This is a genomic window from Roseovarius pelagicus, from assembly GCF_025639885.1.
GTDB classification, from domain to species: Bacteria; Pseudomonadota; Alphaproteobacteria; order Rhodobacterales; family Rhodobacteraceae; genus Roseovarius; species Roseovarius pelagicus.
In genome coordinates, this window is record NZ_CP106738.1 from 1,686,420 (window position 1) to 1,708,382 (window position 21,963).

At 59.7% G+C, this 21,963-nt stretch carries 28 protein-coding genes; 18 read left to right on the plus strand and 10 right to left on the minus strand.

The window, feature by feature from the left end; all coding sequences use genetic code 11:
* The first annotated feature begins 2 nt into the window (after nt 1-2).
* The 5 genes from accD to N7U68_RS09450 all read left to right on the plus strand — a co-directional run bounded on the left by accD (nt 3) and on the right by N7U68_RS09450 (nt 4,797).
* Entirely contained in the window at nt 3-947 is a 945-nt protein-coding gene (gene accD, locus N7U68_RS09430; protein WP_263048944.1) for an acetyl-CoA carboxylase, carboxyltransferase subunit beta, read from the plus strand.
* Nucleotides 944-2,218 carry a bifunctional folylpolyglutamate synthase/dihydrofolate synthase gene (locus N7U68_RS09435; RefSeq protein ID WP_263048945.1) on the plus strand — a complete coding sequence of 425 codons (1,275 nt, stop codon included), beginning with the start codon at nt 944-946 and terminating at the stop codon, nt 2,216-2,218. The genes accD and N7U68_RS09435 overlap by 4 nt, the downstream gene beginning before the upstream one ends.
* 292 nt (nt 2,219-2,510) lie before the next feature.
* Nucleotides 2,511-3,188: a LysM peptidoglycan-binding domain-containing protein gene (locus N7U68_RS09440; protein WP_263048946.1), complete on the plus strand. Its 678-nt coding sequence runs from the start codon at nt 2,511-2,513 to the stop codon at nt 3,186-3,188.
* A 174-nt stretch (nt 3,189-3,362) separates the two neighbouring features.
* Nucleotides 3,363-3,959, plus strand: coding sequence for an NIF family HAD-type phosphatase (locus tag N7U68_RS09445; protein ID WP_263048947.1), 597 nt, complete (start codon nt 3,363-3,365; stop codon nt 3,957-3,959).
* 391 nt (nt 3,960-4,350) lie between these two features.
* Nucleotides 4,351-4,797, plus strand: coding sequence for a GNAT family N-acetyltransferase (locus N7U68_RS09450; protein WP_263048948.1), 447 nt, complete (start codon nt 4,351-4,353; stop codon nt 4,795-4,797).
* Between the two features lie 78 nt (nt 4,798-4,875).
* Here the strand turns inward: N7U68_RS09450 and N7U68_RS09455 are convergent, their stop codons facing one another.
* The 7 genes from N7U68_RS09455 to N7U68_RS09485 all read right to left on the minus strand — a co-directional run bounded on the left by N7U68_RS09455 (nt 4,876) and on the right by N7U68_RS09485 (nt 8,091).
* Nucleotides 4,876-5,433 (minus strand): F0F1 ATP synthase subunit B, encoded by a 558-nt coding sequence (locus tag N7U68_RS09455; RefSeq protein WP_263048949.1) that lies wholly within the window; start codon nt 5,431-5,433, stop codon nt 4,876-4,878.
* Nucleotides 5,434-5,437: 4 nt separating this feature from the next.
* Entirely contained in the window at nt 5,438-6,019 is a 582-nt protein-coding gene (locus N7U68_RS09460; RefSeq protein WP_165196089.1) for a F0F1 ATP synthase subunit B', read from the minus strand.
* Between the two features lie 87 nt (nt 6,020-6,106).
* A complete protein-coding gene (locus tag N7U68_RS09465) occupies nt 6,107-6,343 on the minus strand; it encodes a F0F1 ATP synthase subunit C (protein ID WP_085799500.1) in 237 nt (78 codons plus the stop codon).
* A 97-nt stretch (nt 6,344-6,440) separates the two neighbouring features.
* Nucleotides 6,441-7,226, minus strand: coding sequence for a F0F1 ATP synthase subunit A (locus N7U68_RS09470; protein ID WP_165196087.1), 786 nt, complete (start codon nt 7,224-7,226; stop codon nt 6,441-6,443).
* On the minus strand, nt 7,216-7,581 hold the full coding sequence (locus N7U68_RS09475) for an AtpZ/AtpI family protein (protein WP_165196085.1): 366 nt from the start codon (nt 7,579-7,581) through the stop codon (nt 7,216-7,218). Before N7U68_RS09475 ends, N7U68_RS09470 begins: the two co-directional genes overlap by 11 nt.
* A gap of 185 nt (nt 7,582-7,766) precedes the next feature.
* Nucleotides 7,767-7,955 carry an adenine nucleotide alpha hydrolase family protein gene (locus N7U68_RS09480; protein WP_263048950.1) on the minus strand — a complete coding sequence of 63 codons (189 nt, stop codon included), beginning with the start codon at nt 7,953-7,955 and terminating at the stop codon, nt 7,767-7,769.
* A gap of 10 nt (nt 7,956-7,965) precedes the next feature.
* Nucleotides 7,966-8,091, minus strand: a complete 126-nt coding sequence (locus tag N7U68_RS09485; protein ID WP_263048951.1) for a putative universal stress family protein — start codon at nt 8,089-8,091, stop codon at nt 7,966-7,968.
* A gap of 114 nt (nt 8,092-8,205) precedes the next feature.
* Between N7U68_RS09485 and N7U68_RS09490 the strand changes: the two genes are divergently transcribed.
* Both N7U68_RS09490 and N7U68_RS09495 read left to right on the plus strand, forming a co-directional pair.
* Entirely contained in the window at nt 8,206-8,541 is a 336-nt protein-coding gene (locus tag N7U68_RS09490) for an ArsR/SmtB family transcription factor (protein WP_263048952.1), read from the plus strand.
* Nucleotides 8,542-8,820: 279 nt separating this feature from the next.
* Entirely contained in the window at nt 8,821-10,272 is a 1,452-nt protein-coding gene (locus N7U68_RS09495; protein ID WP_263048953.1) for a S1C family serine protease, read from the plus strand.
* 17 nt (nt 10,273-10,289) lie between these two features.
* Here the strand turns inward: N7U68_RS09495 and N7U68_RS09500 are convergent, their stop codons facing one another.
* From N7U68_RS09500 to N7U68_RS09510, 3 genes are all read right to left on the minus strand, one after another.
* A complete protein-coding gene (locus N7U68_RS09500; protein ID WP_373322998.1) occupies nt 10,290-11,147 on the minus strand; it encodes a DMT family transporter in 858 nt (285 codons plus the stop codon).
* A gap of 26 nt (nt 11,148-11,173) precedes the next feature.
* Nucleotides 11,174-12,055 (minus strand): LysR family transcriptional regulator, encoded by an 882-nt coding sequence (locus N7U68_RS09505; protein ID WP_165196077.1) that lies wholly within the window; start codon nt 12,053-12,055, stop codon nt 11,174-11,176.
* Nucleotides 12,056-12,275: 220 nt separating this feature from the next.
* Entirely contained in the window at nt 12,276-14,525 is a 2,250-nt protein-coding gene (locus N7U68_RS09510) for a hypothetical protein (protein WP_263048954.1), read from the minus strand.
* A 352-nt stretch (nt 14,526-14,877) separates the two neighbouring features.
* On the opposite strand from N7U68_RS09510, the gene ffh reads away from it, so the two are divergent.
* From ffh to N7U68_RS09565, 11 genes are all read left to right on the plus strand, one after another.
* Nucleotides 14,878-16,389, plus strand: coding sequence for a signal recognition particle protein (gene ffh / locus N7U68_RS09515; protein WP_165196073.1), 1,512 nt, complete (start codon nt 14,878-14,880; stop codon nt 16,387-16,389).
* Nucleotides 16,386-16,850, plus strand: a complete 465-nt coding sequence (locus tag N7U68_RS09520) for a hypothetical protein (RefSeq protein WP_263048955.1) — start codon at nt 16,386-16,388, stop codon at nt 16,848-16,850. Before ffh ends, N7U68_RS09520 begins: the two co-directional genes overlap by 4 nt.
* A gap of 136 nt (nt 16,851-16,986) precedes the next feature.
* On the plus strand, nt 16,987-17,520 hold the full coding sequence (locus N7U68_RS09525) for a GNAT family N-acetyltransferase (protein WP_165196069.1): 534 nt from the start codon (nt 16,987-16,989) through the stop codon (nt 17,518-17,520).
* Nucleotides 17,517-18,071, plus strand: coding sequence for a GNAT family N-acetyltransferase (locus tag N7U68_RS09530; RefSeq protein WP_373322982.1), 555 nt, complete (start codon nt 17,517-17,519; stop codon nt 18,069-18,071). The genes N7U68_RS09525 and N7U68_RS09530 overlap by 4 nt, the downstream gene beginning before the upstream one ends.
* A gap of 1 nt (nt 18,072) precedes the next feature.
* Complete coding sequence (locus tag N7U68_RS09535) at nt 18,073-18,678, plus strand: GNAT family N-acetyltransferase (RefSeq protein ID WP_165196067.1); 606 nt, start codon at nt 18,073-18,075, stop codon at nt 18,676-18,678.
* Between the two features lie 107 nt (nt 18,679-18,785).
* Nucleotides 18,786-19,085: a chorismate mutase gene (locus tag N7U68_RS09540; protein WP_263048956.1), complete on the plus strand. Its 300-nt coding sequence runs from the start codon at nt 18,786-18,788 to the stop codon at nt 19,083-19,085.
* Between the two features lie 50 nt (nt 19,086-19,135).
* Nucleotides 19,136-19,540: a 30S ribosomal protein S16 gene (gene rpsP, locus N7U68_RS09545; protein ID WP_263048957.1), complete on the plus strand. Its 405-nt coding sequence runs from the start codon at nt 19,136-19,138 to the stop codon at nt 19,538-19,540.
* A gap of 5 nt (nt 19,541-19,545) precedes the next feature.
* Entirely contained in the window at nt 19,546-20,187 is a 642-nt protein-coding gene (bluB, locus tag N7U68_RS09550) for a 5,6-dimethylbenzimidazole synthase (RefSeq protein ID WP_263048958.1), read from the plus strand.
* Complete coding sequence (gene rimM / locus N7U68_RS09555; RefSeq protein WP_165196061.1) at nt 20,184-20,726, plus strand: ribosome maturation factor RimM; 543 nt, start codon at nt 20,184-20,186, stop codon at nt 20,724-20,726. The genes bluB and rimM overlap by 4 nt, the downstream gene beginning before the upstream one ends.
* Before the next feature lie 68 nt (nt 20,727-20,794).
* The gene (locus N7U68_RS09560) at nt 20,795-20,953 is read left to right on the plus strand and encodes a DUF1328 family protein (RefSeq protein ID WP_165196059.1); all 159 of its coding nucleotides are present in this window, start codon (nt 20,795-20,797) and stop codon (nt 20,951-20,953) included.
* A 110-nt stretch (nt 20,954-21,063) separates the two neighbouring features.
* Nucleotides 21,064-21,942, plus strand: coding sequence for a hypothetical protein (locus tag N7U68_RS09565; RefSeq protein WP_263048959.1), 879 nt, complete (start codon nt 21,064-21,066; stop codon nt 21,940-21,942).
* Nucleotides 21,943-21,963 lie beyond the last annotated feature (21 nt).

Sequence of the window (21,963 nt, forward strand, 5' to 3'; positions counted from 1 at the left end):
GCATGAACTGGATTACCAACTATATGCGTCCGCGCATCAACTCGATCTTCTCACGCCGCGAGATGCCCGAGAACCTTTGGACCAAATGCGAGGAATGCGGCACGATGCTGTTTCATCGCGAACTGACGCAGAATCAGAATGTCTGCACCGGCTGCGGCCACCACATGAACATCGCGCCACGCGACCGGTTCAAGTCGCTATTCGATGGCGGCATCTTTGCCGAGGTCGATGTCCCCGCCCCGACCACCGACCCGCTGCATTTCCGCGACCAAAAGAAATACCCCGAACGGATGAAGGCCGCACAAAAGGCCACCGGCGAAAAAGAGGCGATGCTGGTCGCCACCGGCGAAATCGGGCGCACACCCATTGTCGCTGCCGCGCAGGATTTTTCATTCATGGCCGGGTCTATGGGCATGTATGTCGGCAACGCGATCATCGCTGCTGCCGAAACCGCTGTTAAGCTCAAACGCCCGCTGATCCTGTTCTCTGCCGCAGGTGGCGCACGTATGCAGGAGGGCATCCTGTCGCTGATGCAGATGCCGCGCACGACCGTCGCTGTGCAGATGCTCAAGGAAGCGGGCCTGCCCTATATCGTCGTGCTGACCCACCCCACAACGGGCGGCGTCACTGCGTCCTATGCGATGCTGGGCGACGTGCAGATTGCCGAACCGGGCGCGCTGATCTGTTTTGCCGGACCGCGCGTGATTGAGCAGACCATTCGCGAAAAACTGCCCGAAGGGTTCCAGCGTGCCGAATACCTGCTGGATCACGGCATGTTGGACCGCGTGACGCCGCGCCCCAAAATGCGTGACGAATTGATCTCGATCACCCGTTTGCTGCTGAACCTGCCGCCTGCAATCGCTGGCGATCTACCCCCGCCCACAGCAGAAGCGCCCGATGCGGCAGAGGAACCGCCCACCCCCGAGAAGGCCCCGACCAAGGCATGAACACCCCCGGATCGGATGTCATCCTTGAACGGATGATGGCGCTGCACCCAAAGATTATCGATCTCACGCTCGACCGCGTCTGGCGGTTGTTACAGGCGTTGGGCAACCCACAGGATGCGCTGCCGCCGGTGATCCACCTCGCCGGCACCAACGGCAAGGGCAGCACGCAGGCGATGCTGCGCGCCGGGCTGGAGGGCGCAGGCAAAAGCGTCCATGCCTATACCTCGCCGCATCTGGCGCGGTTCCACGAACGCATTCGCATTGCCGGGCACCTCATCACCGAGGACGCGCTCACCGACGTGCTGGATGAATGCTACCGCGCGAACGGCAGCGACAGCATCACCTATTTCGAGATCACGACATGCGCCGCCTTGCTGGCCATGTCGCGGACTCCGGCGGATTACACCCTGCTGGAGGTGGGTCTGGGCGGGCGGCTTGATGCCACCAACGTCATCGCCCAACCCGCGCTGACAATCATCACGCCCATCTCGATGGATCACGAGCAATACCTAGGCAACACCCTCGCCGCGATCGCGGGCGAAAAGGCCGGGATCATCAAGCGCGGGGTGCCCTGCATCGTCGGACCGCAACCCGACGAAGTGATGGACGTGATCGAGACGGTCGCCACCCGGCTTGGCGCGCCGCTGATCGCACAGGGCCAGCACTGGCACGCTTATGCGGAAAATGACCGACTCATCTATCAGGATGAAACCGGCCTGCTTGACCTGCCGCTGCCCAACCTGCCCGGCGCGCACCAGATCGAGAACGCTGGCGCGGCACTGGCCGCACTGCGTCATCTCGAGATGGGCGAAGCCGCCAATGTCGCCGCCGTTTCGCAGGCGCATTGGCCTGCGCGAATGCAGCGGCTACGGCACGGCCCGCTGGCCGACGCCGCTCCAGAGGCCGAGCTGTGGCTGGATGGTGGCCACAACGCCGCGGCAGGCGTAGCCCTCGGGCGGCATCTGGCCAGTCTGCCGAAACGCCCGACACATCTGATCTGCGGAATGCTGAATACCAAGGATGTGACTGGCTACCTGCGCCCACTGGCCGCAGAGGCCGACAGTCTAACCGCAGTCGCCATCCCCGGCGAAGCGAACACCCTGCCCGCCGAAACCACGGCAGAGGCGGCACATCAGGTCGGCATGTCTGCCAGCACCGCCGGTTCGGTCAACGCGGCCCTGACTGCGATCATCGCCGCGAACCCACGCGCGCGGGTGCTGATCTGCGGGTCACTCTACCTTGCCGGGAACGTCCTGCGCGAAAACGGCTGACAGCCCGAAAAAAATGCGTTGGCCAAGTGCCGGAAACGACTCGTCTTTTTTTCATAACGCCCTCGAAATGAGGCCTCTAAACCTAGGGGTTGCCCACTTTATATTGACGCTTTTGCGTAATTTCTTCTATATTTACCCCAGAAATCAAGGCATGCGCACCTGAGAACAGAACGATGCATGCGTGATGCGAAGGGGACAGCAGGGTGACGGGACGGGGCAAACAGGCGATTGAGCGCACAACGTCTGACGTTTACGTAACCGCCTTGATTGCCCACAGACTGCGTGACACCCAATGATCCGCGCTTTCCTGATTTTCGCGGGATTTCTCAGTATCACCATTGCCCTCATCCTTATCCAGCCAACCGCCGGCTTGCGGGCCCCCGGCGGCGACATGGAGACCGGCAACGTAACGCGGTCAGGCAGCACGCTCGACAATCTGACGACCGCCACTCGCGGCGCGGCAGCCGACGCATCTGAAAATGACCCGCTCAGCTTTGGCCTGATGGACACCACGCCAACAGCCCCGGCCCGCACCGACAACAGCGTGCTTGCATCGTTTACATCCACAACCGCCCAGCAGGACCAGCCCCAGCAGCACGCCAGCGCAGGACTGGAAACCATGATCGTCAAGGCGCTGCAACAAGGCCAGAGCCAAGCCTACATTGACGCGCTGGTGAATGATGCCGCCCAGCGGGGCAAGGTCGAGGTGCCCGGTGAACTGGTAACAGAGGATGGCCGCGTCGATACCGGCACCCTGCTCAGCGTACTCAGCGGGCGCACCAAACCACAGGTCGAGGGGCCGCAAAGCGGGTTTTACGTGGTCCGCACCGGCGACAGCCTCGCCTCCATCGCCTATCGATTTTACGGCAGAACCAGCTATACGGACGAAATTATCAGCGCCAATCGCACGCAGCTCGGTCAGAACGGTCAGTTGACCGTTGGCCAGCGGCTGATCATGCCGGCGCTCTGACAGCGACAACGAGGGACAACAGGCAGCAGCACCGAAACATCGTGGCAGGCGTGACTGAGGGGCCGGTTCAACGGCCCCCTTTCATTTTTACCGACCGATTCTCCAGTCATAGCGAGCCATCTGCGGCGGAGTGAAATCGCTTGTTGTTCATCGTCTGCCCATTATCATCGGACTATGTCTGACGTTCACCCATCAAAGCGCAGTTTGCTTGTCCTCGATATCGACGAAACGCTTATCCACGGGTCAGAGATACCACTGGACCGGCCAGCCGATTTTCGCGTTGCACAGTTCCACATTTACAAACGACCACATCTTGCTGGCTTTCTGGCCGCGTGTGCCGATTGGTACGATTTGGGGATCTGGTCCTCTGCATCCGAATCCTACGTTCAGCAAATCGTGCATGAAGTGTTCCCCGCGCCAGAGGCCATCAGATTCATCTGGGGGCAATCCAGAACCACGATGCGCCGATCCATGCCCAGCGATTTCGAGCGGTTCGGACGCGATATTGGGAGCTATCACTATCAAAAACGGCTTCAGAAACTGAAACGGTTCGGCTGGCCCCTACAGCGCATACTCCTCGTCGATGACTCGCCCGAGAAATGTGCGGCGAATTATGGCAACGCAATCTATGTCGCGCCATTCCACGGTCAGGAAGCCGACGGTGAACTGCCCCACCTTGCCAGCTACCTACAATCGTTGAAGGATTGCGACGACTACAGACGCTTGGAAAAACGTGGCTGGCGCCAGTCGTCACAGCCAATGGAACTCTAGGTCAGTAGCACGGAAGGGTCGCCAGATGCCGGCCATCCATGATGTCGCTGACACCTGTCTGGCTTGCTCAATACGGGCAATGTGGTATCCTAGCTCACAGCCTGAGGCAGATGCTCTCAGGTAATGGAGATTTTATGCAAGAGCTGCGGGTCACCGCCAGTTCCTAGGTCCTTACGGACCACCGGGAACACCAGACACAAACAGGACACTCACGCGTTCGGCTGAGTGACCGATTTTTGTAGTCTAAAGAAATCGAGACAATCAGTTGAGAAGTCAAAAACACGACCAACGTGTTTTGCGCCCAGCGAACAGGTTTGCCCGTCGGCCATCGTGGCCACGGCTTGCTTTCGTTCAGGCGCATATCAACCCAAATGAACAAGGTACGAAAGCAATGAACGACGCAATACCCACGATCCGCGCATACCACGCAGACGACATTGAACCCGTGATGGCAGCTTGGCGAGGTGCAAACGCGCTTGCCCATCCGTTTCTGGCCACAGATTTTGTTGCCGAAGTAGAGCAGGCAATCCGCAACATCTATGTGCCGCAGGCAGAAACCTACGTGCTCGAAGTCGACGGCGCGGTTGTTGGTTTCATTGCTCTGTTGGGTGCTGAAATCGGCGGCCTGTTTCTTGATCCGGCACAACATGGCAACGGCTACGGCAGGGCGATGGTCGATCACGCCGTCGCGCTCAAAGGCCCGCTAAGGGTCGATGTGTTTCGTGACAACGCAATCGGGCGGGCCTTCTATGAACGCTACGGGTTCGAATTCGTGGCGGACGAACTGCATGAACCGTCGGGTCAGATGAATCGTACGATGGCCATGCCGGGTGCCTGACAACACGGATGTGATTGCACATAAAAAAAACCGCGCCCTAGCTGGCGCGGTTTATTCATTTTTTTCAGATGTAACCGCTTAGTGCAGCTTGGCATCCACTGTCTTGATCGCGTCGTCGATCAGCGCATTGCCGTCGGCGGCGGTCATCTGCTTGGCGATCACCTCGCGGGCGGCGGCCACGGCAATGGACACAGCACGGTCGCGCACTTCCTTGACCGCGCTCGCTTCGGCAGAGGCAATCTGATCATCGGCAGCACGCAAACGGCGGTCGATTGATTTCTTCAGATCTTCCTGCGCCTGTTCGGCTGCAGCGGAGGCTTCGGATTTTGCGTGCTCGACGATACGGCTCGCTTGCTCCTCGACCTCTTTTTGCTTGCGCTCGTAGCTGGCCAGCAGGCTCTGCGCTTCTTCACGCAGCGCGCGAGCTTCATCCAGCTCAGATTTGATACCCTCAGCGCGCTTGTCCAGCATCTTGCCCAACATCGTTGGTACCTTGAGGTAGAGCAGGACAGAGACAAAGAGGATAAACGAGATTGCGACCACGAAATTCGTGTTCGACAGCGAGAAGAAAGGCCCACCCGCCGCAAAGGCAGGGTTGGCAGTTGTCAGGGCAATGAGAATGGCAAGTTTGCGCATGATATTACCCTTTCACTCGCGACGATACGGCCGCATTGACGGTTTTGGCATCGGCCTTGCCGCCCATCGCCGCAACGATGGCCTTGGCAGTATCCTTTGCCACTTCCTCGACGCTTTCCATTGCACCGGCACGGATTTCAGCGATCTTCTTTTCGCCTTCCGCAGTCCGGGCTGAGATCTCGGCATCGGCCTTGGCCATCGCCGCATCGAGTTCGGCTTTGATCGCCGCCTTGTTCTCGGCAATGATCGCCTGCGCGTCGGTGCGCGCATCGGCCAGTGCCTTGTTATAGATTTCTTCAGCTTCCACGGCCTTGACCTTCAGGTCTTCGGCAGCAGCGATATCATTGGTAATCGTGCCTTGGCGTTCCGCAAGGATCGCCGCGATGCGCGGCAGCGCAATACGTGACAGCACGAAGAAGATCACGACAAGCGTGACCGCAAGCCAGAAAATCTGGTTGCCCATCCATTCCGGGCAAAGCTGCGGCATGCCAATGGCGCCGCCGTGGCTGTCCACGCACTTGCCAGCTTCTTCCAGCGCGATAGGGCTTACATGCCCTTCGACAGCAGCTGTGGTTTCGGTCGCCATGTCGTCGTCCTCTCTTAACGAAACTTTCCGTGTACACCGGGTGGCAGCATCGCCCCCACCCGGCCGTAAGGATCAGATTTCGTAAGCTTAGACAGCGAACATCAGCAGAAGTGCCACGAGGAACGAGAAGATCCCCAGCGCTTCCGAGAACGCGATACCGATGAACATGGTGGCCGTTTGGCCGCCAGCTGCTGACGGATTGCGCAGAGCGCCCGACAGGAAATTGCCCACAACGTGGCCCACACCAACAGCAGCACCGCCCATACCTGTACAGGCCAGACCCGCGCCAATGTATGCGCCCATTTGTACGACGTCACCTTCCATTTGATTTCTCCTTACGATGGAATTGAGTTGTTTTCGGTTGTTCGTATGCGGATCATTCCGCGGTTGTTGCGTAGGCCGGGCTTCAGCCCGGCACCCCTTAGTGGTGCGGATGCAGCGCGTCCTTCAGATACACACATGTCAGGATGGTAAAGACATAGGCCTGAATGAATGCCACCAGCACCTCCAGCGCGTAGATCGCCGTGATCGCGATGATGCTCAGCGGCGTCACCAGCACACCGATCCAGCCAATCAGGATCATCGGGGCAAAGGCCGCGAACACCTTGATCACGGCGTGACCGGCCATCATGTTGCCCGCCAGACGAATAGAGTGGCTGACAGGGCGCACGAAGTAGGAAATCACCTCGATCAGCGCCAGAATGGGCCGCAGCGGCAGCGGTGCCGAGCTAATCCAGAACACGCTGAGAAAGCCCAGACCGTGCTTGAAGAAGCCCATCAGGGTCACGGTCAGGAACACCAGCATCGCCAGCACGGCCGTCACGGCAATGTGGCTGGTGGTGGTGAACGCGCCGGGCAGCAACCCGAGGAAGTTCGAGAACACGATAAAGACGAACAGCGTCATGATGTAGGGGAAATATGGCAGTGCGTCCTTGCCCGCGACATCCTCGACCATCTTGCGAATGAAGCCATAGCACAGCTCTGCAACCGACTGCATCCGCGATGGGATTGTCGAGCGCCCCGAGGTACCCAGCACCAGCAGGCCGATCGTCGCCAGAACCGCCAGCGCCATCCACAATGTCACGTTGGTGACTGTGAAAACGCCTACTGCGCCATCACCAAAGAGCGGCTTGACGATGAATTGGTCCATCGGGTGAAAGACCAGTTCCATGCCCTTTGTCGCGCCTTCGTGGGTTTCAGTCGCCATCTCTTGCCCTCTCGTCTCCGCCGGTCTGTTCCGGCAGTTTGTCCCTGGCCGTTTCGGCCGTCTGCGTTTGCTGGATTTCCGTCGCGCTGCGCATCATCACCTTGATGCCGGCCGCGAGGCCCAACAATGTAAAAATCACGAGGAAGATCGGGAGCGTCCCGAACAGGCTGTCCAGCCCGTACCCCATGCCGAAACCGATCAACAGACCGACCACCATCTCGATCACCATGCGCCAGGCCAGATGTGCCTGAGAATAGTGCTCATCCGTATGCTTCTTGGTTTGTACCGGGCCTTTCAGCGCCTCGATCTTTGCCTCTAGCGCCTTCAGTCGCTCGGCCTGATCGGGGTCTGTCACGCGCGAAACCTCTCACGGATTGTTCGGGTCAGTGCTATGCGCGGTCGCGCCCTGAGTCAAGCGCGGCTCCGCCGCAGGTCTCTCCCATTCAGAGCATTGTTTTTTAATACATTTTCGCTTTACCCAACATCGACCAGGATGTCCCCCACCCCCGGAACACGCGGCACGGGGTCATCAGAGTATATTCAACCGTTTGGTTGAGTATCTCCAGCGGGTTGCTCACGCACCACCATCACCGAGACCGAGGCATGCGCCGCCAGATGCCCGCTATGCGACGCGGTGACGACCAGATCAGCCCGGAGGGGGTCGATCGCAAACCGTAGTCGTCCGTCCACATCGACAGCCGGGTTGGGCGTGGGGATGTTCAGCGTCACGACTGCCAGATCACGGCTCGCGGACCATCGTCAGGGGCGCGCCATAAAGCTTGGCCAGATCGCAAGACACCTCAATGGCGCGGGCCAGAGCATCCTTTTCGGCCAGATTGACCGGCACCATGATGTGTTGAAACATTGCGTGCCCTTCCATGCTCTGATGTCAGAACATGTGGGCACAGCGCGCCTTGCACTATGTCAAGCGGAGGCCGCGACAGTTGACGTATGGCCCTGCCTGACGATAGTGCGGGCCATGTCTGACCCGCTCGATCTTGTCTTTGCCGCTCTTGCGGATCCCACGCGCCGCGCGATCCTCGCGATGCTGCTAGAGGATGACATGGCCGTGACCGACGTGGCAGAGCCGTTCGAGATGAGCCTCGCCGCGATCTCCAAACACCTCAACATTCTCAGCCGCGCCGGCCTGATCTCTCAGGAACGGCGCGGCCGGGTAAAGTGGTGCAAGCTAGAGCCTGGCGCGCTCAAAGGCGCGTCGGTCTGGATGCAGGGCTTTGGTCAGTTCGAGCCGGTGAACCTCGATGCGTTCGAGAGGTTCCTCAACGCGGAACTGCCCGGAGAGACCTACGAGTAGGCGCTCACAATACGAATTGAACGATGGCCAGAACGATCACGACGAGGCCGACGAGATATATAATACTACGCATAGGTATCCCTTTCCTTGGTTGTCACAGTTTAACTGCACTGGATCGGATTTGGTTCCATCGACCAGAATTTATCTGCAGCACTGACCGCGCATCCCCGTGCCGGCGCGACAGGGCGCAGGATTATCTCCGGTCTTGCTCTCCGCGCTTGACGCCGTGAACGGTCAGGCGAGATAATGAATTTGTATCCCAGCCCGCCGGAGACGTTCATGCGATTGGCAAACTCAGCAATCATCTTGATTGCCCTTCTCACGCTATTCGCTGGCACCCTTCGGGCAACTGCCGACATCAATGACCCAAAATACGCAGGGCTCTTTGAACCGATCCAACAGCAGCGACTGACATCCGACGACAAACGGTTCCTGCAACTCGCCCTTGCCTTCGAGAACAAATATCTGGGCTTGCTGGACGGCCAATGGGGCGCGGGCAGCCGCAAGGCTCTGTCGCGTTACTCCTATCACCAGTTTGACGCCGCGCCAGTCAACATACACCTTGCGGCGCTCTTTCTATCCGCTGCCACGCGGATCGCAGACAGCGGCTGGGACATGATTTATCTCGACACTTACGGGCTGTCGTTGCTGTTTCCTCTCGACGCCTATCAGCGTGACGCCGACAGCGGCACGTTTCAGAACTGGAGCCACACCAATAGCTCGCTTGCCATCGCGGCGGGCCGGTCTGATTTCGCAGGGGCCAAGGCCTATCATGCCTATGGTCTCGATAAGGCAGCGGGTTACACGCCCTATACCGTGCGCCGGGAACGGACCTGGATTACATCAACCCGTGGCGGCGACGGACTGCTGTATGTCCGTTCAGATTATGTCAATCGGGGATGGACCACCATCATCCTTTCGGCAACCCCAGCCGATCAGGGTATTCTGAACGCGGTCGCGGCCAGCCTCGGCACGGGGCGGCGCGACCCGATCCGATTTTCCCGTGACGGCTATCTCGATCATATCGTTACCCTCTTTCTCGAAATCGCAGACGAAGACACCACACCGCCACAAACGGGTCGTGACACACCCAGCATCGGCACGGCAAAGCCAGAGACGTCCCATGCCAGCAGCGGCACCGGGTTCGTGGTGAATGATCGCGGCGATGTCCTGACGAACGCGCATGTGGCCGGTGACTGCAAACACATCATGGTCGATGGCACCCCCGCGCAGATGGTCGCGCAGTCCAAGGTTTTCGATCTGGCCGTCATCAATGCCCCGGACAAATCCGGCGGCGCGCACGCCCGGTTTGCGTCTGCCCCCGCGCAGCTCAATTCCGACGTGCTGGTTGCAGGCTTTCCGCTCAGCGACCTGCTCGAGGGGCTCAACGTGACGCGCGGCGTTGTCTCTTCGCTCAAAGGCGTTCGGGGTGACAGCTTCAACATGCAGATTTCCGCCGCCGTACAGGCCGGGAATTCGGGCGGCCCGTTACTGGACAGTGCCGGGCTGATTGTTGGCGTCGTGGTCGCAAAGCTGCGACAGGATTTCGTCCAAGAGGCCACCGGCTCGGTCCCCGAAAACGTGAATTTCGCGGTGCGCGGAGAAATCGCCAAGCTCTTTCTCGCGCAGAATTCGGTGCCGATCACCATCGGTACCCCGACAACCCGGCCCACGCCGGTAGAACTGGGCGCCCACGCTTCTGACATCACCGTTTTTATCGAGTGCAGATAACGTGCGCACCTGCGCGCCTACAGCGTTTCCTCATCCTTCAGCAGCATCAACAGCGCAAGGATGGTCAGCGCCACACCTGCCAGCACCAGCAGCGGTGGCAAATCATGACCCAGCGCGGCCTGCCATAGCAGTACCCAGCTGGGCGTCAGATAAGTATAGGCCATTACCTTGGCGCTCGGTAGCCGCAGCGACGCAAATTGCAGCAGAACGAAAGTGACGGCACTGGCAAAGACCGCCACATAGATCAGTGTGATCCAGACGATCCCCGGCAAGGCAGTCCAGTCAGTCGCCGCAATATCGCCCGCCCCCGCGACCAGCAGGATCAGCGCCGCCGCCAACAACGTCCCGAATGAGAACACAACCGGCGGCTCGCCCCGGTTCAGCTTGCGCACCAGCGGTGTGTAGATGGCGTGCGCGACACAGCCCCAGAAATAGATGAACTCGCCACGCCCGACCTCGAACGCCAACAGCGCCGCCATGTCCGCGCGAAAGATGACCCACAGCGCGCCCGCCGCCCCCACGCTCAGCGCCAGCGCCATGCGCCGCGTGGTAATTTGGCGCAGCAGCAGATATCCTGCGGCACCAGAGATCAGCGGCGTCAGGGTGAACACCGCCGCCGCCGATACCGGTGGCGCGGTCTTCAGCCCCTCGAACATCAGGACAAAATAGATGCCCATCAGACTGCCCAACACCAAGTATCGCCAAGGTGCGACAAACGCACTGCGCGGCAGCCCATGCGTGGCCAGCGCCGCCGCCCCGACAATCGCCGCCGCAATCACAAAGCGCACAGCATTCAGCGCCGTGGGCGCGATGTAATCTGCCGCCATTGAGCCCAGCGCGAACGATCCCGCGATCAACCCGGAAAAGCAGAACATGGCCAGATGGCCCGCCAACCCTCGCGTCACGCCGCTTCCCAGTTCTTGGCATGATCCTTCAGGAACCCTAGAAATGCCTGCACCTTGGTCGTGCGATGCAGGTCCATATGCGTCACCAGCCACAGGGGTGTCGACCATTCCTCCAACGGGGCGTGGACCTCGACCAGTCCGCCCATCTCGGCGGCTTGCAGTCGCGACATGAACCCGATGCCCGCTCCCTCGGCGATGGCTCGGCGCAGGGCATGCACATCACCGCTACGGAACACAATCGCCTGATCGGGCACGTTCTCTCGCAGCCAGCGGGCAAATGGCGCGCGCGACTTCGGATCATCCATACTGACAAACCGGTGCGCAGGATACTTGGCGACGCTTTCGGGCATACCATTCTCTGCGATGTATGCCGCGCTCGCAAACAGTGCGATGGGCTGGCGAAAGAACTGCTGCACCACGTTGTCAGGCTGGTCCGGCACGCTGCCTGCGCGGATCGCAACATGCGCCTCGCCGTATTCCAGCCGAAACAGGCGGTTCCCGGTCAGATAACGCACCATGATTTCGGGGTATTCCCGCTGGAACGCGGCCAGCACCGGCACGATCAGATGGCTCAATCCGCCCAGAGATGTCACCACCAACTCGCCCGAGACCGCATCGCCCTGCCCCTTGATCCGCCCGGCCAGTTGCGCAAACTGCTCGTCCGTGGCCTGCGCCACGCGCAGCAGGTCCTCGCCCGCCTCGGTCGGGGTATAGCCGCGCGCGTGGCGCTGAAACAGCCGCACGCCCAGCCGATCCTCCAGCGCGTCGATATGACGGATGACAGTGGCATGATGCACGCCCAGCACCTCTGCCGCCCCGCTGACCGTACCGACGCGCGCCACGTTAAAGGCGGTTCTGATTTCGTCCCAGTTGTTCATGGTCACTCTGTGCAAAAGCTAACATATGAGCGCCATTTTCCCCGGTTCGTTCGTAAATGCAAGCTTATTCCCCACGACGACTCACCGAACCAGTCCCGACGACACGCGTTTTTAAGTGCGTTCGGATATCTGACGGAGGCGCCCCAGAGTCGCGGCCTTTTATGGACACACTCCAGCAGAAAGATGCGCCGGGAGACAAGATCACTTGGCGCAGAATAACCTACTTTAGCTTCAACGTGCCATGCTGCACCGGAAACCCTCTTTGATTGCGTGGAATTCTGCATAGCTCTGTCCATCCGCCTCCGCGTTCATAGGCATTACAAACGAACTGGAATGAATACTTGCATGATGACAAATCGTCGGCGCACGAATCTATACTGGTCTCCACGCTCCAGCCGTACATGTATGTGTTTCCGAAAAAACTACCGTTATCCGCGGTCCTCATGGCGCATTTGCCATTCTCCCAACGGGGTATGAACCCAGAGGCGGTAAATGGTGTGTTGGGCGCGCATTGATCTTTCAGAAGGTTGCTGACCTGCGTGTGGATATGCTCCGCCGCACTGGTCAGAACCTGTTGCCGCTTTGCTGTCTCGTTGATCTGATCGATGACTTTTGCAATCTTGCTTTCCTGCCCCTCTACTTCGGGCAGCGCGGGTGCCTGTGACAACAAGCTGATATTCGAGGTTACCTTGAACCCTTTCGCTTCAAATTTTCCAGACGCATATTTGCGACCTGATCCAGTAATGTAGAAAGCGACCGTGGGGTTAAATACCTTATCCGCTAGCAACTTCGCAGTGACCCCGCTGGGCCTAAGATCGCCAACAAGACAGTCCTCCATCTTATTTGTATAGGCTGCGCTGATCGGGCCGACCCGAAATTGAAGTGACTCAATAATGTGCTTGCTCAATAGCGCGTCTGCAACAATCGAATATTGCAGCTTTGCCTGATTACACATTTTCTTTGGCGCATAAATTTTCAACGCGGGGCTGTCGAAAACCAACTCGCTGGAGTTTCTGGATATGCTGTTCTGCTCAGGTGTTTCGGTCTGATTGGCTGCGCTGCTCTGTTCTTGCTTCATCCCCGCAGCCAGCAACACCTGATCCAATAGCTCACACGTCATATTTTTGTAATACAACGCATACAGCGCCTTGCGTTCTTTCTCCTTTGATCCGGGCATCTCGAAGACCGCCAGCTTCTCCAGACCTCCTCTTAATCCGTCCGGTGATGCGTAAGGGTTTCGGCAGCGTTTTTGATCGGCTTGCAAGGTGCTCCGGATCACCGGTGCCCGGCTGGTCTTCAGCAGCGCCAGAACACAGGCCGTCGCCCCTTTCTGCGTGTATGAATTTTCGCATTCTTTCAGAGACGGATTTTCAAAGCCAAATGGCTGCAACACCCTGAACGTCCCGGCGCAGTGCGATGGTTTGGTACCGAACGCCATCTTATGCTCTCGTTCGATATAGGTCATGAGCTTCAGCAAATCATTGGTCAGTTCATAGCAACCCGGTACAGCCACAGTGCGGCGGGATTTATATGCTTTCGATTGTTTATCCAAAGCCCTCCAATAGACGTCAAACGTGTCATCCTGATTGTCTTTGGCGTGTTTTTTGACCGCCGCCAGACAATCAGAAACCTTTTTCAGAGATGAGGTTTCCCCACAGATCGGCTCTGCGGGTTCGTCTTCTTTCTGCGCAGTTTCTGCCTTCACAGTCTCCGCCTTCGCCGTCTCGGCTGGTTGTCCCTGCCCGCTCGCGATGATGTCGCCGCTCCCAGCGTTCTCAGCATCGGTCTTTTGCTCAGGCAAGGTATCGCTGTTTTTCTCAGGGGCTTCAGCCGTGACAGTCGGCGTCTGGCCCTCTGGCTGCTCTGCCGCAGGATTAACAACGCCCGTCTCATCCCGCACAATCGCCCCGATGGCGGCAACCGCGTCGATATCCGCCCCCGGCCAGCGACTGTTACAGCGTGCCCGCGCATCGGTCAGTTTAACGAGGCGGAACCGCGCCTCCCCCTTCGGCACATATCTGGCTATGTCGATCGCTGCGGTCGCACCACTGATCCGACCCAGCTCATGCCATGTCTCACCGTTCTCGGAGATTGAAACATCGGTGGCTTCAACATCATCGCCAACCTCGAACACGTAGAGATCAGGACCCTCGACATTCACGAGAAAATTGTCATCGAATGAAAGGACAACAACCCCACCACAGCCGAGCGTCAAGGCATTCGTATCTTTCCCGTCAGGATGGCCCAGCGCCGCTTTGGGATCGGCATATTGCGGCTCAGAGGACGGTCTTCCGATTTCAAAGCTGACAACGCTATCTGCAAATGACACCTCCCCCATCGGGAAAACGATATCCTCCCCACGATCTGTCACCGTCAGCGCGCCTTGCGCTGCCAGAGGCAATGTGTTGAACGACAGCAGGGCAATCTGCATAACAAAGACCAAAAAAGAAAACATTTTCAATAAAGACATCGTTAAAACCTCCTTGCGGTCCAAATCTCCACGGTCGGGACCAGAACAACTGTGCTAAGACGCGAGTGAAACATCAACAGCGTCTGGCCATCTGCATACTCTTGCGCAGGGGCACCCTGCCTCGCGGACCATACCGATACCTGCAAAAGGGGTGCAGACTTGACTCGCCCCCGCCCCCCGCCTAAAAGCCAGCGCAACTCCGGGAGTCTGTCATGCTTCCGGTCCCATGGCCTCTGGCCGGGATCGCCCTCCGTCAGCGCGTTGCGCCCACGGGGGACATTGGCATTTGGGCCGGCCCTTCTTATTCTTGAAGGGCCAGAATTTGGGTAAAGCGGCATAAGGAGCCCCTGAGATGTTTGAAAATCTGTCCGAACGCCTCTCTGGCGTCTTTGATCGCCTGACCAAACAGGGCGCGCTGTCCGAGGACGACGTGAAAACCGCCCTGCGCGAGGTCCGCGTTGCCCTGTTGGAGGCCGACGTATCACTGCCCGTCGCCCGCGATTTCGTGAAACACGTGCAGGAACAGGCCACCGGGCAGGCGGTGACCAAATCCATCACCCCCGGCCAACAGGTCGTCAAAATCGTGCACGACACGCTGGTTCAGACCCTCACCGGCGAGGGCGATCCCGGCGCTCTGAAAATCGACAACGCGCCCGCCCCGATCCTGATGGTCGGCCTGCAAGGCTCGGGTAAAACCACCACCACTGCCAAGCTGGCAAAACGCCTGAAGGAACGCGAGGGCAAGCGCGTGCTGATGGCCTCGCTCGACGTGAACCGCCCTGCCGCGATGGAACAGCTTGCCATTCTCGGCACCCAGATCGGCGTCGACACCCTGCCAATCGTCAAGGGCGAAGACCCCGTCCAGATCGCCAAACGCGCCAAGACTCAGGCCAGCCTCGGTGGCTATGACGTCTACATGCTCGACACCGCGGGCCGCCTGCATATCGACGCAGATCTGATCGCACAGGCCGCCGCCGTGCGCGACGTCGCCAACCCGCGCGAAACGCTGCTGGTGGTCGATGGCCTCACTGGTCAGGACGCTGTCAATGTCGCGACAGAATTTGACGACAAGATCGGCGTGACCGGCGTCGTGCTGACCCGCATGGACGGCGACGGGCGCGGTGGTGCGGCCCTCTCGATGCGCGCCGTTACCGGCAAGCCGATCCGCTTTGTCGGTCTCGGCGAAAAAATGGACGCGATCGAGACGTTCGAACCCGAACGCATTGCAGGTCGCATCCTTGGCATGGGCGACATTGTCAGCCTTGTCGAAAAAGCGCAGGAAACCATCGAGGCCGAACAGGCCGAACGCATGATGCGCCGCTTCCAGAAGGGTCAATTCAACATGAACGACCTGCGGATGCAGCTGGAGCAGATGCAAAAGATGGGCGGCATGGAAGGCGTGATGGGCATGATGCCCGGCATGGGCAAAATGGCCAAACAGGTGCAGGAGGCTGGGTTCGACGACAAGATCCTGATCCGTCAGATCGCCCTGATCCAGTCGATGACCAAAAAAGAGCGCGCCAATCCCAAACTGCTGCAAGCCAGCCGCAAGAAGCGCATCGCCCGCGGCTCCGGTCAGGATGTCTCTGAGCTGAACAAGCTGCTCAAGATGCACCGCCAGATGGGCGACATGATGAAGAAGATGGGGAAAATGGGCAAAGGCGGCATGCTCAAACAGGCGATGAAAGGCATGTTCGGCAAAGGTGGCCCCAGCCCCGAAGAAATGGCCGCCGGAATGGACCCCAAGGCACTGGAACAAGCCGCCAAACAGATGGGCAAAGGCATGCCCGGTGGCGGCTTGCCCGGTCTCGGCGGCGGCATGGGCCTGCCCCCCGGCCTGTCCGGCTTTGGCAAGAAAAAATGATCCGCACGGCGCTTCTCTCCGCGGCCACCGCGCTGGCAGCCTCCCTCGCCATGGCCGAGGCTGACCCGCGCGCAATCCAAAGCTGCGCGCAGGCAGACCCGTCTTTCGTCGCCATCGAAAAGTGCCTGCCCGATGCCGATGTGGCCGTACGCATGCTCGACTTGATCGCAACCGATGCTTTCTTTGGTGCAGGCGGCGCGGATCTGGCCCAACGGTGCATTGCACTCAATGACGAAAAACATGGCCTCACCGGCGCCTGGGCCTGCGCATCGAATGCGATTCAGGCCGCCATCCGTCTTGGCCGTCAGCTGCCAGAGGGCACCACACTCGACGATCCACTCTTTACTGCTCTGAACCGCCCAACGCTACAAGAGCCGCTCGAGACGGCCGAAGATGCAGCACGCGACCGCCACCCGGATAAATCCTTCTGGGGCGGTACAATGTACAGGCCATTGAAATGATCGTGCTTTCATCTTTCCGAAAATACCTCCGCCGGAGGCATCCGACATCGCAGCCGGCTCCAACAGCCGCCGTGATCCAGTGCGTCCGCACCACACTGAGCAGAGCCGCGCGGCAGCGCGCCCTTTGGACCACGCCATGACCCTGACACTGCCTTCTCCTCGGATCGAGACAGATCGCCTCGTCCTGCGCCTGCCCGAAGCGCGCGATATCGACGCCTATGTGGCTTTTCTGACCGATCCAGTGCGCGCCGACGGGTTCGGCGTCGAAAAAGATCGGCCAAAGGCATGGCGCTGGTTCGCACTCAACCTCGGGCACTGGGCGTTGCATGGCTACGGCTATTTCACCATGGAGTGGAAAGAGACCGGACAACCCTGCGGATTGACCGGCATCTGGAATCCCGAAGGCTGGCCAGAGCCAGAACTGGGCTGGGTGGTTTTCGACGGTTTCGAGGGGCGCGGTATTGCCCGCGAAGGTGCGGCGCGCGCTCGGCTCTGGGCTTATGACGCACTCGGCTTCACCACGCTGACCTCCAACATCGTCCCCGGCAACACCCGATCAGTTGCTCTGGCCGAACGGTTGGGCGCGCAGTTCGAGCGCAGTTACGTAAACGTTCAGATGGGCGAGGATCACCTCTATCGCCATCCCGGACCAGAGGCGCTGAAATCGTGATTGCACCCGCTTGCCAAATCCCCACGGTCGATACGCCGGATCTGATCCTGCGCGGCTACCGCGAAGCCGATTTCGACGCGATCGCCGCATTCGGCGCATCAGAGCGCGCCCGCTTCGTTGGTGGCCCGCACGACAGATGGGCCTGCTGGCGCTCGTTTCTCGCCGGTGTGGGTCATTGGGGATTGCGCGGTTTTGGCATGTGGGTGGTCGAGCACCGCTCCTCTGGGCAGGTGGCCGGTCGGGTCGGCATGATTCTGAATGACGGCTGGCACGAACCGGAATTGGGCTGGCATATCTACGACGGTTTCGAGGGGCTTGGCCTTGCCTTTCAGGCCGCACATGCCGCACGCGCCTACGCCGCACAGCATCAGGGCCTGGATCAGGTCATTTCCTACATCAACGCCGAGAATTCCCGCTCCGTGCGTCTCGCGCATCGCCTTGGTGCGACGCTCGAACGCGACACCGAGCTTTTGGGGCAGCCCTGTCAGATATTCCGCCATCCCGCAGTCGCGGACATCACCGCGCCAGGCGCCTCCGAAAGGCAGGCCTGATATGTCGATGATCCAAATTCCCGTGATCGAGACCCGCCGTCTGATCCTGCGCGGCCCCGAACCCGAAGATTATCCCGATTTCAAAGCAACGTTCAGCTCCTACCGCTCGCGCTTCATGGGCGGGCCGCTGAACAAATACGAGGCATGGATGCTCTATGCCGCCGAGATCGGTCACTGGAACATCCGCAACTACGGCATGTGGATGATTCACCACCGCGATGACGACCGCACGCTGGGCATGGCTGGTGGCTGGTCCCCCGCAGGCTGGCCCGAGCGCGAACTCGCTTGGATCATCTGGCCCGGCGAGGCGGGGCGTGGCTACGCGCTGGAGGCGACCCATGCCGCGCGGCGCTATCTCTATGGAACGCTCGATTGGGATGGGGCGGTCAGCTATATTGACCCCAAAAACCTCGACAGTATCCGGCTTGCCGAACGTCTTGGCGCGGTCAAGGACAAGGACGCCGCCACGATCGACGGCAATGATGCGGTCTACCGCCACCCTTCGCCGGAACGGCTGGCCTCCGGTCAGATCGCCGATGGGATTGAACTGGAAATCGGGCACTACTGCGACCCGCTGTTTACACACAAGGGGATGCCAGTTGACTGATTTCATCCCCCATCGCTGCGCCATTTCCTGCGGCCACGCACCGACGCAATACCGACGTGATACCGACGTCCTACCGACACACCATTTTCGCGCCAAGGAAACTGCCCATGTCCAATGATCCAGTCGCCCGCGCCGCCGACGTGCTCAAAGGCCACCGCGAGAGCATTGATCGGCTCGACGCGATCCTCGTCTACACTCTGGGCGAGCGGTTCAAGCACACGCAGGCCGTGGGCAAGCTCAAGGCCGAACATGACCTTCCCCCGTCCGATCCCGCGCGCGAAGCCGCGCAGATCGCACGTCTAGAAGACCTGGCAACGCGGGCCGATCTCGACCCGGAATTCGCCAAGAAGTTCCTGAACTTCATCATCGCTGAAGTCATTCAGCACCACAAAAGCCACCAAACGTAGGGTGGGGTTTCACCCCACCACCCCAACGCCATGAACAGGAGAACAAACCAATGGCCATGAAAATTCGTCTCGCCCGCGGCGGCAGCAAAAAACGCCCCTTCTACCGGATCGTCGCCTCTGACAGCCGCATGCCTCGCGATGGGCGTTTCATCGAGAAACTCGGCACATACAACCCGCTTCTGCCCAAAGACAGCGAAGAGCGCGTCAAGATGGACATGGAGCGCATCCAGTACTGGCTGGGTCAGGGCGCACAACCCACGGACCGCATCAGCCGTATGCTGGAAGCTGCCGGCGCCATCGAGAAAAAAGAGCGCAGCAACCCCAACAAAGGCACGCCGGGCAAAAAAGCGACCGACCGTGCAGAAGAGAAAGCCGCCAAGGCTGCAGCCGCTGAAGAAGCCAAGAACGCCCCTGCCGAGGAAGCCCCGGCAGAAGAAACTGCAGCCGAGGAATAAGATCGGTGACAACGGAAGCACCCAGATTTTCTGCGGACTTCCAACACCGTCTGACCGACCTGATGCGGTGGCGGCGCGATGTGCGTCGCTTTCGCACGGATCCCGTGGACGAGGCACTGCTGACGCGGTGCCTCGACACGTTCTGCCTGTCCCCCTCCGTGGGGTTGAGCGAACCCTGGCGCATCCTGCGCCTGCGCGGTGCCCGCGCGCGTGCGGCAGCGCTTGGCAATTTCAAAGCCGCCAATGCTGATGCGCTGGCGGGGTATGACGGAGAAAAGGCGCAGATTTATAGCCGCCTGAAACTCTCCGGCATGCGCGACGCACCAATACAGCTTGCGATTTTCTGCGACGAAGAAACGCCTAAGGGCGCGGGGCTCGGGGCAGCCACCATGCCCGAGACGCGACGCTATTCGGTTGTCGGGGCGATTACCCACTTCTGGCTCGCCGCACGGGCCCGCGGTCTGGGCGTCGGGTGGGTCTCCATCCTTGATCCCGACCGTTTGGCGCGCGATCTGGACGTGCCCGACACATGGCGACTGGTAGGGTATCTTTGCGTTGGCTGGCCCCAAGATACGGGCCTCACGCCGGAACTGGAAACCGCCGGGTGGGAAGACCGCGCCGGCACATTACAGGTAGAAGAACGATGAGCGAAGACAAGACCATTTGCATCGGAGCCATTGCCGGTGCGTTCGGCGTGCGCGGCGAGGTGCGGCTCAAGAGTTTTGCCGCCCAGCCAGAAGATATCGCCGCCTATGGCCCTCTTAGCACCGAGGATGGCACGCGCGAATTCACCGTTACCCTGACCGGGCAGGCCAAGAATGGGTTCACAGCCCGCCTTAGCGGTGTCACCAGCAAAGAGGCCGCCGACGCGTTGCGCGGTGTGCGCCTCTACACCGACCGTGACCGCCTGCCGACCCTACCCGACGATGAGTTCTATCATGCGGATCTGGAGGGATTAGAGGTATTCGATACGGGCGGCATGTCTTTGGGACGCGTCAAAACCGTGCTGAACCACGGTGCCTCCGATCTGCTGGAAATTGCGCTGCCAAACACCAGCGAAACTGTGCTGCTACCCTTTACCCGCGCTGCGGTGCCGACGGTCGATCTGGCAACGGGGCGCATCGTCGCTGACCCGCCCGATGGGCTGTTTGCCGAAGCGGAACCACGGCAGCCGCGGGAACCATAGGCCGCCACGCGTCGTTATCCTTTTAATCAAGGTGCCATGGTGGTGCCAAATTTGAAAGGAATAACAACATGCTGGGTTGGATTATCACGTTACTCGCCATCGCGGCTATTGCCGCACTTCTGGGTTTTGGCCGCTTGTCGGGCATAGCATTATCCCTCGCGCAACTGCTGATCGTTGTGGCGCTGGTGGTGTTGCTGTTGCTGGCAATCGGGGTTGTCGCCTTATAGCGATCACAGGTTTTCCAGAAGCCCTAGCTGCGGAGCAAAACCGCACATAAGATAACTCTTATGAAATACTTGGTTTTGCTCCGCCCTGAGCGCATGTCTGGATCACGCTGTTGAAGTTACCCGCTCCCTATTCCCGCGCCGGGTTGGCGATGGTGATGATCCCGCTATATGCAGGCCCGATTTTGGCCGGGTGGGGCAGCGCCCCGTTGAGTGTGGTCGTTGTATTCGCTGCGATTTTCACCCTCTACCTGACTGCCACCCGACGAATTGACGTCACGCGCTTGTCAGGCGTCGCCCATCTGGGCCTGTTGGCCTTGGTGCAAATTGCAATTTGTATCGCGCTCTTTTGGTTGGGACGCGTCGCGGCTTCGCTCACGTCTGCGCTGCCGATATCGCTCTGGATCTCGATCGGGCTGACACTAGGTGCTGCTGCGCTGGGTATGCGCCGCTATCGCCACCAGCCCGAGATGGATCAGCTACTGGATCAGGCATTGACTTCGATTAACCACTTCACCAGCTTCGATATGCCCATAGACGCCGACACTGATAGCCTCGTCAGCAAGGGCGCTGGGTTTCGTGCGCGGCTCTGGGACGCACCGATCACAGAAGCCAATGCAGAAAATATACTGGACGCCTTCGAAACGGAAAACCCTGCCTCGGTCCTGCAATGGATGCTCGCGGATTTCCGTGAGGGTAGCGATACCTACGATCTGGCAGTGCTGCATTTCCTCGCACGCGATGATGTCTGGCCCGCGCAGAGCCATGATAGCTTTGTCGCAATCACCATCGAGGGCGGGCTGAGTTCGCCTCATGTCGCAGTACGCACCAAAGCGGCACAAATCGCAGCAATGTTGATGGACCGGAATGCGCCACACGATGCGCTGCCAGATGCCGCGTGGTTTGATGATGCGCATCCCTTACACGCTGACGTCGTGCCCACCGCCGATCGCATCCACCGTTACATCGGTCTGGGCCGACTGCGCGGCTGAGCCTTGCACAGACTGCCGCCG

What these genes read in the sequence shown, in the direction of transcription:
- N7U68_RS09440 (WP_263048946.1), top strand. Translation starts at nt 2,511, where the DNA reads ATGATCCGCGCTTTCCTGATTTTCGCGGGATTTCTCAGTATCACCATT.
- ffh (WP_165196073.1), top strand. Translation starts at nt 14,878, where the DNA reads ATGTTTGAAAATCTGTCCGAACGCCTCTCTGGCGTCTTTGATCGCCTG.
- N7U68_RS09460 (WP_165196089.1), bottom strand. Translation starts at nt 6,019, where the DNA reads ATGGCGACCGAAACCACAGCTGCTGTCGAAGGGCATGTAAGCCCTATC.
- N7U68_RS09525 (WP_165196069.1), top strand. Translation starts at nt 16,987, where the DNA reads ATGACCCTGACACTGCCTTCTCCTCGGATCGAGACAGATCGCCTCGTC.
- N7U68_RS09535 (WP_165196067.1), top strand. Translation starts at nt 18,073, where the DNA reads ATGTCGATGATCCAAATTCCCGTGATCGAGACCCGCCGTCTGATCCTG.
- N7U68_RS09445 (WP_263048947.1), top strand. Translation starts at nt 3,363, where the DNA reads ATGTCTGACGTTCACCCATCAAAGCGCAGTTTGCTTGTCCTCGATATC.
- N7U68_RS09560 (WP_165196059.1), top strand. Translation starts at nt 20,795, where the DNA reads ATGCTGGGTTGGATTATCACGTTACTCGCCATCGCGGCTATTGCCGCA.
- N7U68_RS09510 (WP_263048954.1), bottom strand. Translation starts at nt 14,525, where the DNA reads ATGTCTTTATTGAAAATGTTTTCTTTTTTGGTCTTTGTTATGCAGATT.
- rpsP (WP_263048957.1), top strand. Translation starts at nt 19,136, where the DNA reads ATGGCCATGAAAATTCGTCTCGCCCGCGGCGGCAGCAAAAAACGCCCC.
- N7U68_RS09470 (WP_165196087.1), bottom strand. Translation starts at nt 7,226, where the DNA reads ATGGCGACTGAAACCCACGAAGGCGCGACAAAGGGCATGGAACTGGTC.
- N7U68_RS09490 (WP_263048952.1), top strand. Translation starts at nt 8,206, where the DNA reads ATGTCTGACCCGCTCGATCTTGTCTTTGCCGCTCTTGCGGATCCCACG.
- N7U68_RS09485 (WP_263048951.1), bottom strand. Translation starts at nt 8,091, where the DNA reads ATGTTTCAACACATCATGGTGCCGGTCAATCTGGCCGAAAAGGATGCT.
- N7U68_RS09455 (WP_263048949.1), bottom strand. Translation starts at nt 5,433, where the DNA reads ATGCGCAAACTTGCCATTCTCATTGCCCTGACAACTGCCAACCCTGCC.
- N7U68_RS09495 (WP_263048953.1), top strand. Translation starts at nt 8,821, where the DNA reads ATGCGATTGGCAAACTCAGCAATCATCTTGATTGCCCTTCTCACGCTA.
- rimM (WP_165196061.1), top strand. Translation starts at nt 20,184, where the DNA reads ATGAGCGAAGACAAGACCATTTGCATCGGAGCCATTGCCGGTGCGTTC.
- N7U68_RS09465 (WP_085799500.1), bottom strand. Translation starts at nt 6,343, where the DNA reads ATGGAAGGTGACGTCGTACAAATGGGCGCATACATTGGCGCGGGTCTG.
- N7U68_RS09500 (WP_373322998.1), bottom strand. Translation starts at nt 11,147, where the DNA reads ATGTTCTGCTTTTCCGGGTTGATCGCGGGATCGTTCGCGCTGGGCTCA.
- N7U68_RS09520 (WP_263048955.1), top strand. Translation starts at nt 16,386, where the DNA reads ATGATCCGCACGGCGCTTCTCTCCGCGGCCACCGCGCTGGCAGCCTCC.
- N7U68_RS09540 (WP_263048956.1), top strand. Translation starts at nt 18,786, where the DNA reads ATGTCCAATGATCCAGTCGCCCGCGCCGCCGACGTGCTCAAAGGCCAC.
- N7U68_RS09450 (WP_263048948.1), top strand. Translation starts at nt 4,351, where the DNA reads ATGAACGACGCAATACCCACGATCCGCGCATACCACGCAGACGACATT.
- accD (WP_263048944.1), top strand. Translation starts at nt 3, where the DNA reads ATGAACTGGATTACCAACTATATGCGTCCGCGCATCAACTCGATCTTC.
- N7U68_RS09435 (WP_263048945.1), top strand. Translation starts at nt 944, where the DNA reads ATGAACACCCCCGGATCGGATGTCATCCTTGAACGGATGATGGCGCTG.
- N7U68_RS09505 (WP_165196077.1), bottom strand. Translation starts at nt 12,055, where the DNA reads ATGAACAACTGGGACGAAATCAGAACCGCCTTTAACGTGGCGCGCGTC.